The organism is Streptomyces katrae, assembly GCF_000717655.1.
Classification (GTDB): Bacteria; Actinomycetota; Actinomycetes; order Streptomycetales; family Streptomycetaceae; genus Streptomyces; species Streptomyces katrae_B.
Map to the genome: position 1 here is coordinate 22,868 of NZ_JNZY01000016.1, position 13,087 is coordinate 35,954.

Annotated in this window: 9 protein-coding genes; 3 read left to right on the top strand and 6 right to left on the bottom strand. The window is 73.0% G+C overall.

Annotated features, from left to right (window positions below; genetic code table 11):
* Positions 1-34: 34 nt before the first annotated feature.
* Together IF09_RS0120615 and IF09_RS0120620 are read left to right on the top strand one after the other, a co-directional pair.
* Positions 35-1,009: a LysR family transcriptional regulator gene (locus tag IF09_RS0120615; protein WP_030297797.1), complete on the top strand. Its 975-nt coding sequence runs from the start codon at positions 35-37 to the stop codon at positions 1,007-1,009.
* 55 nt (positions 1,010-1,064) lie between these two features.
* Positions 1,065-2,918 (top strand): glycoside hydrolase family 3 protein, encoded by a 1,854-nt coding sequence (locus tag IF09_RS0120620; RefSeq protein WP_037635583.1) that lies wholly within the window; start codon positions 1,065-1,067, stop codon positions 2,916-2,918.
* A gap of 78 nt (positions 2,919-2,996) precedes the next feature.
* Here the strand turns inward: IF09_RS0120620 and IF09_RS0120625 are convergent, their stop codons facing one another.
* Positions 2,997-4,430, bottom strand: coding sequence for a S28 family serine protease (locus tag IF09_RS0120625; RefSeq protein WP_030297799.1), 1,434 nt, complete (start codon positions 4,428-4,430; stop codon positions 2,997-2,999).
* A gap of 84 nt (positions 4,431-4,514) precedes the next feature.
* Positions 4,515-4,916 (bottom strand): hypothetical protein, encoded by a 402-nt coding sequence (locus IF09_RS0120630; RefSeq protein ID WP_234321091.1) that lies wholly within the window; start codon positions 4,914-4,916, stop codon positions 4,515-4,517.
* Positions 4,917-5,331: 415 nt separating this feature from the next.
* On the opposite strand from IF09_RS0120630, the gene IF09_RS0120635 reads away from it, so the two are divergent.
* On the top strand, positions 5,332-5,538 hold the full coding sequence (locus tag IF09_RS0120635) for a hypothetical protein (RefSeq protein WP_030297804.1): 207 nt from the start codon (positions 5,332-5,334) through the stop codon (positions 5,536-5,538).
* A gap of 60 nt (positions 5,539-5,598) precedes the next feature.
* On the opposite strand, the gene IF09_RS0120640 is transcribed toward IF09_RS0120635, so the two are convergent.
* The 4 genes from IF09_RS0120640 to speB form a co-directional block, all read right to left on the bottom strand.
* Complete coding sequence (locus tag IF09_RS0120640) at positions 5,599-9,435, bottom strand: ABC transporter ATP-binding protein (protein WP_030297806.1); 3,837 nt, start codon at positions 9,433-9,435, stop codon at positions 5,599-5,601.
* 192 nt (positions 9,436-9,627) lie between these two features.
* On the bottom strand, positions 9,628-10,233 hold the full coding sequence (locus IF09_RS0120645; protein ID WP_418953066.1) for a GntR family transcriptional regulator: 606 nt from the start codon (positions 10,231-10,233) through the stop codon (positions 9,628-9,630).
* 102 nt (positions 10,234-10,335) lie between these two features.
* Positions 10,336-12,021: a thiamine pyrophosphate-binding protein gene (locus IF09_RS0120650; RefSeq protein WP_030297810.1), complete on the bottom strand. Its 1,686-nt coding sequence runs from the start codon at positions 12,019-12,021 to the stop codon at positions 10,336-10,338.
* Positions 12,022-12,059: 38 nt separating this feature from the next.
* On the bottom strand, positions 12,060-13,022 hold the full coding sequence (speB, locus tag IF09_RS0120655) for an agmatinase (RefSeq protein WP_030297817.1): 963 nt from the start codon (positions 13,020-13,022) through the stop codon (positions 12,060-12,062).
* Positions 13,023-13,087 lie beyond the last annotated feature (65 nt).

The following is a 13,087-nucleotide window of genomic DNA, read 5'->3' on the forward strand; positions in this document are numbered from 1 at the left end:
GACCGGCGGTCCGGCGATGCCTACGATGGGCCGCATGCTCGACCTCTCCCGGCTGCGCGCCCTGCACGCCGTCTCCGTCCACGGCTCCGTCGCGGGCGCGGCGGCCGCCCTCGGCTACACCCCTTCCGCCGTGTCCCAGCAGATCGCCAAACTGGAGCGGGAGACCCGGACCACGCTGCTGGAGCGGCGCGGGCGGGGGGTCGCGCTCACCGAGGAGGCCCGGCATCTCGCCGAGACCGCCCGGGAGTTGCTGGCGATCGTGGAGCGCGCCGAGACCACCCTGGAGGAGCGGCGCGGGCAGCCGAGCGGGCTGCTGACGGTGGCCGCCTTCGCCTCGGCGGCGCGCGGCCTCCTGCCCGGGGTGCTCGCCGATCTCGCGCGCCGGCATCCCGCGCTGGACGTGCGCCTCACGGAGGTCGACCCCCATCTGTCGGTGGACCTGGTGGCCCGGGGGGTCACCGATCTGGCGGTGGCCCACGACTGGGACATCGCCCCGCTGCCGGCCCCGGAGGGCGTCGAGCAGGCGGTCATCGGGGACGACCCCTGCGACCTGGTGGTGCCGCACGACCACCCGTTCACCGCACGGGCGGTCATCCGCAGGGCCGACCTCGGCGGCCAGCGCTGGGTCTGCCAGCCGCCCGGCCGGGTCTGCCACGACTGGCTGATGCGGACGCTGCGCACGGCCGGGTTCGAGCCCGACATCGCGCACGTGGCCGAGGAGAACCACACCATCGTCGCGCTGGTCGCGGCCGGGCTCGGGGTGGCCGTCGTACCCCGCCTGGGCACCGGGGCGCTGCCGCCGGGAGCGGTGGCCGTACCGCTGGAGCCCGGCCCCGTACGCAGGTTGTACGCCCTGTGGCGGACGGGGGCGGCCCGCCGGCCGGCGATCACCGAGGCGGTGCGGACCCTGCAGGAGCACTGGGCCCAAGCAGCCTCGGGCCGCTTGGCGGCACCCCTTCCGGGGGACCTCCCGAGTGTCCGCGGCGCCGGGGGCGCGGCCCGGCAGTAGGGTCCGGCGCGTGTCGTACCACGCGTCCCGCAGGTCCCTGCTCACCGCGGCCGCCATGGCCGCCGTCACGGCCGCCGGGGTGGCCTCGTACGCCGTGGGCGGTGGCCCGGGCGGCGAGGGCGGCGAACCGCACGCCGACGACCCCCGCCCGGGCGACCGCCCGCCCGGCCGGGCGCCCGACCGGGCGGCGCTGCGCCGTCTGGTGGCCGGGATGAGCCTGGCCGAGAAGGCCGGGCAGCTCTTCGTCTCCCGCGCGTACGGACATTCGGCGACCGACCCCGACCCGGCGGACGCCGAGCAGAACCTGAAGCTGTTCGGGGTGCGCACGGCCGCGGAGCTGGTCGCCCGCTACCACCTCGGCGGGATCATCTACTTCTCCTGGGCCCACAACACCCGTGGCCCGCAGCAGATCGCCGAGCTGTCGGCCGCCCTCCAGCGGGCGGCAGCCGGCACCGGTTCCGGCATCCCGCTGATGCTCTCCACCGACCAGGAGCACGGCGCCGTGGCGCGCATCGGCAAGCCGGCGACGCTGCTGCCGGGGGCGATGGCGCTGGGCGCGCGGCACGGCGCGAGCGGTACGGGCGGTACGGGTGGCAGTACGGGTGGTACCGGCCCCGGCTCCGATTCCGCGGCCACCGCCGAGGCCCGCCGCGCCGCGCGCATCGCGGGCGCCGAGCTGGCCGCGATGGGAATCCGGCAGGACTACGCGCCGGTGGCCGACGTGAACGTCAACCCGGCCAACCCGGTGATCGGCGTACGGTCCTTCGGCGCCGATCCCCAGGCGGTGGCGGCCTTGGTCGCCGCCCAGGTCCGCGGCTACCAGGGCGCCGGGGTCGCCGCCACCGCCAAGCACTTCCCCGGCCACGGGGACACCGAGACCGACAGCCACGTCGGGCTGCCGGTGATGCGGCACACCCGGGCCCAGTGGGAGGAGCTCGACGAGCCGCCGTTCCGGGCGGCGGTGGAGGCGGGCGTCGACGCCGTCATGACCGCGCACATCGTCTTCCCCGCGCTCGACCCGTCGGGGGACCCGGCGACCCTCTCGAGACCGATCGTGACCGGCATCCTGCGAGAACGCCTGGGCTTCCGCGGGGTGGTGGTCACCGACGCCCTCGACATGGCCGGGGTCCGCCAGAAGTACGGGGACGACCGGGTCCCGGTACTGGCCCTGAAGGCGGGCTGCGACCAGCTGCTGAACCCGCCGGACCTGGGCCTCGCGCACCGCAGCGTGCTCGCGGCGGTGGAGGCGGGCGAGCTGACGCAGGACCGGATCGATGAGTCGGTGCTGCGGATCCTCGAACTGAAGGCCCGCCGGGGCCTGTTCGACGCGGCGCACACCGCCGCCGGACAGATGGACGCGATGGTGGGGATCCCGGCGCATCTGAGCGCCGCCGACGAGATCGCGGCGGGTACGACGACCCTGCTGGCCAATCCCGTGAAACTGCTGCCCCTGGATGCGACGACCGGGCCCCGGGTGCTGGTCACCGGGACCGACCCGGCCTCCCCCAGCGGTACGACAGGGCCCCCTACGGCGGTACTGGCCCGGGAGCTGACCGCCCTGGGCTGCCGTGCGAGGGCCGTACCGCCCGCCCGGGCGGTGGCCGCGGCTCCCGGCAACGCGGCGGTGCTGGTGTGCACGTACAACGTCCCGGAGGGGGACGATCCGCAGCGCACGCTGGTCACGGAGCTGCTGGCCACCGGGGTGCCGGTCGTCGTGGTGGCGATCCGCAATCCGTACGACCCGGCCCGGCTGCCCACCTGCGCGGCGGAGCTGGCGACGTACACCTGGACGGACGTGGAGATGCGGGCGGCGGCCCGGGTGGTCACCGGGGCGGCCCGGCCCTCGGGCCGCCTCCCGGTCCCGGTGCCGGGCCGCTACCCGCTGGGCCACGGGCTGTCGTACGACTGAGTACGCCCTGGAACCAAGGACCAGGACCGGGGTCAGCCGTACTGCCCTCCCGTGGCCCCCCCGGGCCCTGCCCGGGAGCTACGGCCGCAGTTGCGGCTCGCGCTCCATCTCCTTCTGGTCCAGCACCGCGTCGGGCTTCGCCAGCGGCGTCGCCCGGCCCGCGTCGGCGAGCGCGGCGGCCGGGGCGACCCCGGCCCACTGCAGGATCTTCTGCGTGGCCAGCGCCTTCTCGCCCTCCTGGAGCTTGGCGACGTTGGCCCCGTGGTTGGCGCCGGGCGCGATCATCACGTAGCTGTCGCGGACGGTGTAGCCGAGGTGGAACGGTTCGGCACCCCACGGGTCGTTCTGCCCGTACACGAACAGCATCTGGTTGGCGTTGTTCTTCACCCAGTTGTCCACCTCCGCCATGACCCCCGGCTGGAAGGTCATCGGGATCTCGCGCGGCACGAAGTTGCGCGGCGGCTGGTAGCCGTAGCGGCTCAGGCTCCCCAGGTGCGGCTGCTTGATGTCGGGCGAACCGAGCTGCGTACCCGCCTGGTAGTAGTACGGCGTGTACGTCTCGAGGCCCTGGTCGGCGTAGGCCGAGAAGCCGGAGATCGTGTCTATCGAGTCCCAGATCTCCTGGTCGCTCGCGGTCGCGGCGGCCGGGATGGAGGCGCAGTCGGCGAGCAGGCTGTACTGCCAGAAGGCCCACACGTAGTCGAGCACGACGGCCTCGTAGGCCTTGTCGAGGTTGCCGACGGTGGTGAAGGTCCAGCCGTTCTCGGCTGCGGCGGCCGCGTACTTGGCCTCGAGCGGCTCACGGCGGACGAGCGCCTCGCGCTGCACCGCGTTCAGCTTGTCGCGGCACTCCTTGGTGCCGACCTTGGCGAAGAACCGGTCGTACGCCGAGTCCTCCTTGTTGACGACGTCGTTGGGCGCGACGTACGCGACGACACCGTCCATGTCACGCGGGTAGTAGCGCTCGTAGTACGTCGCCGTCATACCGCCCTTGCTGCCGCCCGTGGCGAGCCAGTTCTTCTTGTAGACCTTCTTCAGGGCGGTGAAGATCCGGTGCTGGTCGCTGGCGGCCTGCCAGATGTCCAGGTTCGCCCAGTTGGCCGGGTCGGGCCGGGAGGGCGTGAAGAAACGGTACTCCAGCGACACCTGGTTGCCGTCGACGATGGTCGTCGGCTCGCTGCGGCGCGGGTTGGTGTTGACGTTGTAGCCGGAGGTGAAGAACACCGTGGGCCGGGAGACGTCCTTGTGCAGCAGGGTGAGGCGCTGCTTGAAGGTGCCCTTCGACGGGTTCCGGTGGTCGACCGGCTGTTCGTAGTTCAGTACGAAGAAGCGGTACCCGGGGTACTCCTTCTCCTCGATCAGGCTCATCCCCGCAATGGCGAGGATCTCGTCCTTGATGTCCGTCGCGGCGGACGGCCCTGCGGCGGTGGCCGCCTGAGCCGTGAAGCCGGCTGCGCCCATGGTGCCGATCAGCACCACGAGCGACAGCAGCCAGCCGAGCGTCTTGCGCATTCACCCTCCCCTGAGTTCACTTCGGTCGCCCGTGAACCTAGCGGGGTCAACGCATCGCTGACCAGACCTAGTTGGGTCGCTCGTTCAGCACAGGATCCAGCCGGATTCGACGGATCCGGCCTCGATGCTCCCCTTTACATACACGCAGCGGCTGATCGCGCCGACGGTGACGGGACCGGCATATCGGGTGAACTGCCCCGCATCGCCCACGGGAACCCCGCCGCGCGGCTGGATGCTCACCGCCATCGCGCGGCGCCGGCCCGGGTCCTGGGCCACCGTCACCGCGCAGGCCTGGGTACGGCTCTTGTAGATGCGCACCTCGCCCGTGGGCAGGGGCAGCGTCCTGACCAGCCCGCCCCCACAGCCGCCGGTCGCCGCGTGCGCCGGAGGCGCGGCGAGCAGCCCGCCGACGCACAGCATCAGCCCCGCCGTGAACACCCTCGCCGACGCGGCCCCCCGGCCGCGCCCCTTCCGCCCGTGCTCCACCCTGCCCCCCGATCGGTCGTACGTAACACGTACGCACGTACGACGCACGGATCCCCCGGAAGGTTGCATACAGCAAGATCCGGCCCGCGGGACGCTGCGTGGCGCGTTCCTGCGTGTTGCCCCGGATCCGTACGGACCACAATGGGATGTCCCATCCAAGTCCGGTGTAAGGCACGGCAGTTGATGAACCAGAACGAGCTGTCACCCGTCATCGGCCCGATCTGAAGGGTGAGTCGTTGAGAAGTCGTCATCGGTTCCGCCTCCGGTTAACGGGTGCATCCCACGTCGCCCAGTCAGCCGAACGAGTCGGGACCGGTCTCGCCTGATCCTGCGATGGCCGAGGCAGATCGTGGGAGCTGAGCCGGAAGCGGGCCCCGACAACCACCATTTCCCGTGAGTGCGTTGAAGGAGAACCGTGAGGGCAAAGCCGAAGACCCTGCATTTCCCGCCGTCGTGGCCGACGGTCGTCATCGTGGTCGTGATCGTTCTCTTCCTGGTCCGTCCGGACCTCGGAACCGATCAGATCAGGGCCGTCGAGACCATCGTCTGCCTACTCGCGGGAGGCGGCCTTGCCGCCACCTCAGGCGGCAGGCAAACCAAGCCGGTGCCTGAGCAGGGTTAGTGGTCAACGGCCCCGGATCCGTCATGTGACGGATCCGGGGCCGTCGTCACCCGAGACCCCCTAGAGCGCCGCGGCCGGCTCGTCCTCGCCGACGAAGGTGCGCCACAGTTCGGCGTAGTGGCCGCCGCGGGCGACGAGTTCGGCGTGGGTGCCGTCCTCCACGACCCGGCCGCGGTCCATGACGACGACCCGATCGGCGCGCGCGGCCGTGGTCAGCCGGTGTGCCACCACGAGGGTGGTGCGCTTGCCGGCGAGCCGGTCGGTGGCCTGGTTGACCTGGGCCTCGGTGGCCAGGTCGAGCGCGGCGGTGGCCTCGTCGAGCAGCAGCACGTCCGGGTCGACGAGTTCGGCGCGGGCCAGGGCGATCAGCTGGCGCTGGCCGGCCGAGAGGTTGCGCCCGCGTTCGGCGACGGTGTGCAGGTAGCCGCCGTCGAGGGTGGCGATCATGTCGTGGGCGCCGACCGCGCGGGCGGCCGCCTCCACTTCGGCGTCGGCCGCCTCGGGCCGCCCGTAGGCGATGGCGTCGCGGACCGTCCCCGGGAAGAGGTACGGCTCCTGGGGGACGACCCCCAGCCGGTGGCGGTACGCCGTCAGGTCGAGCTCCCGCAGATCGGCGCCGTCGGCGGTGACCCGGCCCGAGGTCGGGTCGTAGAACCGGGCCACGAGCTTGACCAGCGTGGACTTGCCGGCGCCGGTCTCGCCGACGAACGCGACGGTCTGCCCGGCGGGTATCCGCAGGCTGATCCCGGCGAGCGCGTCGCCCTTCTCGCCGCGCTCCTCGGCGGTGCCGTACGCGAAGCGCACGTCCTCGAAGGCGATCTCGCCGCGCAGCTCCCGCACGGGGGCGGGGTCGGCGGACCGCGGGGTGCTGGTGGGCTCGCGCAGCAGCCCCTGGATCCGGCCGAGGGAGACCGTGGCCTGCTGGTAGCCGTCGAAGACCTGGGAGAGCTGCTGGACGGGGGCGAAGAACAGGTCGATGTACAGGAGGTACGCCACCAGCGCGCCGGTGGTGAGGGTGCCGGCCTCTACGCGGCCCGCGCCGACGATCAGCACGGCGGCCGCCGCCCCGGAGGACAGCAGCTGCACGAAGGGGAAGTAGACGGATATCAGCCACTGGCCCCGCACCCGCGCCTCGCGGTACGAGTCGCTGCGCTCGGCGAACCGGGCGGCGCCGGCGCGCTGGCGGCGGAACGCCTGGACGATGCGCAGTCCGGAGACGGACTCCTGGAGGTCGGCGTTGACCAGGCTGACCCGGTCGCGGGCGAGCTCGTACGCGGCGACCGACTTGCGGCGGAACACGAACGTGCCGAGGACCAGCACGGGGAGCGTCGCGAACACGATCAGCGCGAGCTCGACGTCGAGGACGAGCAGGGCGATCAGGATGCCGAAGAAGGTGAAGACGGAGACGACGGCGGTGACGAGCCCGGTCTGCAGGAAGGTCGACAGGGCGTCCACGTCGGTGGTCATCCGGGTCATGATCTTGCCGGTCAGCTCGCGCTCGTAGTAGTCGAGGCCGAGGCGCTGGAGCTGGGCGAAGATCTTGACGCGCAGGGCGTACAGGACGCGCTCGCCGGTGCGCCCGGTCATCCGGGTCTCGGCGAACTGGGCGGCCCACTGCGCGACGACGACGCCGAGCGCGAGAAGGGCGGCCACCCAGACGGCGCCGAGGGCGGCCTGCTCGACGCCCTTGTCGATGCCGTGCCGGATCAGGATCGGGAGCAGCAGCCCGGAGCCGGCGTCGACGGCGACGAGGCCGAGGCTGACGGCGAGGGGCGCCCAGAAGCCGCGGAGCAGCCGGCGCAGGTTGTAGCTCTTCTCGGCGGACGCGGCCTGGTCCTCGTCCACGGCGGGCTCGTCGTCGGCGGGCGGCAGCGCGGCCACCTGCGCGAGCAGCTCGGGGGTGGCCGGCATGCCGGCGACGGCGCCCGCCATGGAGGGCGCGGCGCCGGGGGCGGCGGCTGCGGCGGTCCCGGCCGCCGCGGCGGACTCGGATTCCTCCTGGCGGCGCCAGAGCTCGGGGGTCACCCCGTCGGCGACCCGCCGCTTGGCGTTGACCGGCTCGGAGTCGATCTCGGCCTCGAGCTCGATGTCCCGTTCGAGGTCCCCTTCGATGTCCCGCTCGAACTCGGACATCGCGGGCGCCTCGGGGGTGCGCGGCGAGCCGGCGCCGAGCGCGTCCGGATCGGTGAGCAGCCGCCGGTAGAGGGGCGAGCGGCGCTCCAGCTCCTCGTGCGTTCCGATGTCGGAGAGCCGCCCGCGGTCGAGTACGGCGATCCGGTCGGCCAGCGCGAGCGTGGAGCGGCGGTGGGCGATGAGGAGGGTGGTGCGGCCGGACATGACGGCGCGCAGCGCCTCGTGGATCTCGTGCTCGACGCGGGCGTCCACGGCGGAGGTGGCGTCGTCGAGGAGCAGCAGGCGCGGGTCGGTGAGGATGGCGCGGGCGAGCGCGATGCGCTGGCGCTGGCCGCCGGAGAGGGTGAGCCCCTGCTCGCCGACCTTGGTGTCGTACCCGGCGGGCAGGGCCTTGATGAACCCTTCGGCCTGGGCGGCGCGGGCGGCGGCCCCGATCTGCGCGTCGGTGGCTTCGGGGTGGCCGTAGGCGATGTTGGCGCGGATGGTGTCGGAGAAGAGGAAGGAGTCCTCCGGCACGAGCCCGATGGCGGCGCGCAGGGAGTCGAAGGTGAGCCCGCGGACGTCGTGACCCCCGACGCGTACGGCGCCGCGGTCGGCGTCGTAGAAGCGGGGCAGGAGGAGGGAGACGGTGGACTTGCCGGAGCCGGAGGCGCCGACGACGGCGACGGTCTCGCCCTCGGTGACGGAGAGCGAGAAGCCGTCCAGGACCGGCCGCTCGGGGTCGTACCCGAAGACGACCCCGTCGAACTCGACGGTGGCGGGGGCGTCGGCGGGCAGTTCGTGCGTGCCGTCCTCGATGACGGGCTCGGTGTCGATGAGCTCGAAGACGCGCTCGACGCCGGCGCGGGCCTGCTGGCCGACTGTGAGGACCATGGCGAGCATGCGGACGGGGCCGACGAGCTGGGCGAGGTAGGTGGAGAAGGCCACGAAGGTGCCGAGGGTGACCTGGCCGTTGGTGGCCATCCAGCCGCCGAGGGCCAGCATGGCGACCTGCGCGAGGGCGGGCACGGCCTGCAGGGCGGGGGTGTAGCGGGAGTTGAGCCGGATGGTCCGCATCCGCCCGGCGAACAGCCGCCGCCCGGCGGCGCGCAGCTTGCCGGTCTCCTGCTCCTCCTGGCCGAAGCCCTTGACGACGCGGACGCCGGTGACGGCTCCGTCGACGACGGTGGCGACGGCGGCGGCCTGGCCCTGGGCCCACCAGGTGGCGGGGAAGAGCTTCTTGCGGCTGCGCTTGGCGATGAACCAGAGCGCGGGGGCCATGAGCAGTGCGACCAGGGTCAGCAGCGGGGACAGCCACAGCATGACGCCGAGGGATATCCCGAACAGCAGGAAGTTCCCGATGGTCATGGGCAGCATGAAGAGCAGCCCCTGGATCAGCTGGAGGTCGCTCGTGGCCCGCCCGACGACCTGCCCGGTGGACAGCTCGTCCTGGCGGCGCCCGTCGAGGCGGGCGATGGTGTCGTACATGTCGGTGCGCAAGTCGTGCTGGACGTCGAGCGCGAGGCGGCCGCCGTAGTACCTGCGGATGTACGTCATCACGTACACGAGGACCGCGGCGCCTATGAGCAGCCCGGCCCATATCCCCATGGGCTTGGTGTGGTCGCCGATGACGTCGTCGATGATGACCTTGGTGACCAGCGGCACGAGCGCCATGACCGCCATGCCGCCCAGGGAGGACCCGAGCGCCAGCAGCACATTGAGCCGGTACCGCCACGTGTAGGCGGCGAGCCGCCGGGCCCAGCCCTGTTTCCCGCCCGCTGCCATCTCTGCCGCCGCCACGTGGAGCCTCCCCGTTGATCCTGTCCTGCCGCCTCCCCCAACGCCCCGACCGGCGGATTTCATCCCCCGGCAACAATCGCACTGCCGCACGGAAGCCCGCACGCAGAGTTCGCCCCTTCGGGGGCCCCTCACTCGTCGGCCGGTCCGTGCGCCAAGGCGCCACGGCCGCTACGGCCGCTACGGAGCGTCGAACTCGTACTCCAGCACGTAGGCGGAGGCGTCGAGGACCATGTCGTTGACCTCGACCGCCCGTCCGTCGGCGGCGAAGGCGGTACGGCGGACCAGCACCACCGGGGTCCCGGCCGCCAGGCCGAGCCGGTCGGTCTCCTCCGGGGACGGCATCCGCGAGCGGACCTCCTCCCGGAACCGGGCCGGCCCGTGACCGAGCTCGGCGAGCCGGGCGTAGATCCCGCCGGGGCCGGAGTCCGGCTCGGCGATGGGCGTACCGGCGACGAGCACGGCGTCGAGGTACGAGGTGGCCAGCATGACGGGCTTCCCGTCGAGCAGGAACCTGCGGCGCCGCACGCAGGCGGGCGCTCCGCCCTCCAGCCCGAGCACGGCCCCGACGGCGTCGGGCACCGGCTCGTCGACGACCTCGGTGCCGGCCTCCGGGTCGTGGCCCTTGCCGTCCGCCGCCCAGATGGAACCCCCGGCGCCCCACACCTCGGCCGAGAGCCGCGGGATCCCGCGCCGCCGGATCCCGGCCGCTCGCCCCGCGACGTCCTTCGTCATACGGTCCTCCCGGTCATGTGCCGACAGCGTAGGGACCGGATCACGACGCAGAGCCCCGCTCGCCCGCCGACACGCGCCGGCATCGAACGCGTCCGGACCCTCTTGCCGCCGGCGGCTACGGGCTGGGGAGCGGTTTCACCACCCGACCGGCCCTCAGACGTGCGTCGGGGCGAACATGCGGAGCTTTGCCGGAAGCACCAGCACCGAGGGGCCGGGGGTGCCGAGGGACTTGGCCAGGTCTTCGCGGAGGGTCTGCGGGGTCGTCGTCGACGCCGGGACGCCGAAGGACCGGGCCAGGGCGACGAAGTCCGGGCGGGTGAGTTCCGTGCCCGTCGTGCGGCCCTCGAAGGAGTCCGCCATGTACTCGCGCAGGATGCCGTAGCCGCCGTCGTCCACGATCAGCCAGGTCACGTCCAAGTCGTGCTGCCGCGCCGTCGCCAGGTCCGCGATCGAGTACATCGCGCCGCCGTCGCCCGAGACGGCCAGGACCGGGGTGTCCGGCTCCGCGACGCAGGCGCCGAGGGCCGCCGGGAAGGCGTAGCCGAGGCCGCCCGCGCCCTGGGCCGAGTGCATCGTGTTGGGGTGCTTCGCGTCGAACGCCGACCAGGCCCAGTAGGACAGGATCGTCATGTCCCAGAAGGACGGGGAGCGGGCGGGGAGGGCCGTGCGGATCGAGGTGAGGAGCTCGCGCTCCAGCGTCACGTCCTGCGTCGACAGGCGAGCCCCGATCTCCGCCAGGACCATGCGGACGCGCTCCGGCGCCTGCGCGTCCTCGCGTTCCGGGACCGTTTCCAGGAGGGCCTGGAGGGCCAGGCGGGCGTCCGCGTGGATGCCGAGGGCCGGGTGGTTGGACTCCAGCTTGCCGAGGTCCGCCTCGATCTGGACGACCCGGCCCGTCGGGAAGAACGTGTGGTAGTTCGACGACAGTTCGCCCAGGCCGGAGCCCACGACCAGGAGGACGTCCGCGTCCTCCAGGAAGTCCGTCATGTGGCGGTCCTCCAGCCAGGACTGGAGGGACAGCGGGTGCGTCCACGGGAAGGCGCCCTTGCCGCCGAAGGTGGTGACCACCGGGGCGTTCAGCCGCTCCGCGAGCTGCCGCAGCTTGCCGGCCGCGTCCGAGCGGATCACCCCGCCGCCCGCGATGATCACCGGGCGGGAGGCCCGCCCCAGCCAGTGCGCCGCCAGAGCGGTGAGCTCGGGCCGCGGGGCGAGCTCGTGCGGGGTCGCGTCCACCCCCGTGACCTGGGGGATCACCGTCTCTGCGCGCAGGACGTCCTCCGGGATCTCCACCCAGACCGGGCCGTGCGGAGCCGTCAGCGCCGATTCCCAGGCCTCCGCGATCACGGACGGGATCTGCGACGGGGTGCGGGCCGTGTGGACCGACTTCACCACGTCCCGGAACGACGCCGACTGGTCCCGCAGCTCGTGCAGGTGCCCGCGGCGGCCGCCGCCGAGGCCCGCGACGGGGACCTGCGAGGCGATGGCGAGGACCGGCGCCGAGGCGGCGGCCGCTTCCGCCAGGGCCGGCAGGGCCATCAGCGCGCCCGGGCCGGTCGAGAGCAGCAGGGGAACCGCCTCGCCCGTGATGCGGCCGTACGCGTCGGCGGCGAACCCCGCGTTGTTCTCCGTACGCAGCCCGATCAGCCGCAGGTCGCAGCGGCCCACCGCGTCGAAGATGCCGAGGGCGTGCTGCCCCGGCAGGCCGAACACGGTGGTGGCGCCGAGCGAGCGCAGCGTCTCCACGACCAGGTCCCCGCCCGTCCGCCCCGGCGGCGGCGCGAGGGCGGCCGCCGTCTGGGCCTCGGTGGGACGGAGTACCAGGTCGTGGTCGTGCGTCACGTGCGCTTACTCGCCCTTCGTCACGGTTGCTCCGCCGCTCACTTCGTCCTCGACGCAGCGATCTGGCGGCTCATGATCGTCGTCAGCTCGTACGCGGTGTGCGAGGCCGCGACCGAGGTGATCTCGGCGTGATCGTACGCCGGGGCGACCTCGACCACGTCCGCCGAGACCAGGTTGCAGGAGGACAGGCCGCGGATGATCTCCAGCAGCTCGCGGGAGGTCATGCCGCCCGCCTCCGGGGTGCCGGTGCCGGGCGCGTGCGCCGGGTCGAGCACGTCGATGTCGATCGAGATGTACAGCGGGCGGTCGCCGATGCGCTGGCGCAGCTGGTCCGCGACCTCGTCCGCGCCGCGGCGGTAGACGTCGGCCGAGGTCACGATGCCGAAGCCCATCTTGGCGTCGTCGTCGAGGTCCTGCTTGCCGTAGAGCGGGCCGCGGGTGCCGACGTGGGAGAGCGCCTCGGTGTCGAGGATGCCCTCCTCCACGGCGCGGCGGAACGGCGTGCCGTGCGTGTACTCGGCGCCGAAGTACGTGTCCCAGGTGTCCAGGTGCGCGTCGAAGTGCAGCAGCGCCACCGGGCCGTGCTTCTTCGCGACGGAGCGGAGCAGCGGGAGGGCGATGGTGTGGTCGCCGCCGAGGGTCATCAGGCGGGAGCCGGCACCGAGGAGCTCGTCCGCGGCCGCCTCGACCGTCTCGACGGCCTCGTTGATGTTGAAGGGGTTCACCGCGATGTCACCGGCGTCCGCCACCTGGGCGAGCGCGAACGGGGACGCGTCCTGCGCCGGGTTGTACGGACGCAGGAGGCGGGAGGCCTCGCGGATGGCGTTGCCGCCGAAGCGGGCACCGGGGCGGTACGAGACACCCGAGTCGAACGGCACGCCGACGACGGCGACGTCCGCGGAGCCGACCTCGTCCAGGCGCGGAAGCCGGGCGAAGGTCGCGGGGCCCGCGTAGCGCGGGATGCGGGAGGAGTCGACGGGGCCGCGCGGCTGCGTGCTCATGGGGGGTGCCCTTCTGGAGGTCCTACGGTGCGGTCCTTCGAGCGTAAGCGGATGCGTCCGGGCCG

Bases quoted from the DNA above. Each gene is read 5' to 3' on its own strand.
- IF09_RS0120615 (WP_030297797.1), top strand. From the start codon at position 35: ATGCTCGACCTCTCCCGGCTGCGCGCCCTGCACGCCGTCTCCGTCCAC.
- IF09_RS0120620 (WP_037635583.1), top strand. From the start codon at position 1,065: ATGGCCGCCGTCACGGCCGCCGGGGTGGCCTCGTACGCCGTGGGCGGT.
- IF09_RS0120625 (WP_030297799.1), bottom strand. From the start codon at position 4,430: ATGCGCAAGACGCTCGGCTGGCTGCTGTCGCTCGTGGTGCTGATCGGC.
- IF09_RS0120640 (WP_030297806.1), bottom strand. From the start codon at position 9,435: ATGGCAGCGGGCGGGAAACAGGGCTGGGCCCGGCGGCTCGCCGCCTAC.
- speB (WP_030297817.1), bottom strand. From the start codon at position 13,022: ATGAGCACGCAGCCGCGCGGCCCCGTCGACTCCTCCCGCATCCCGCGC.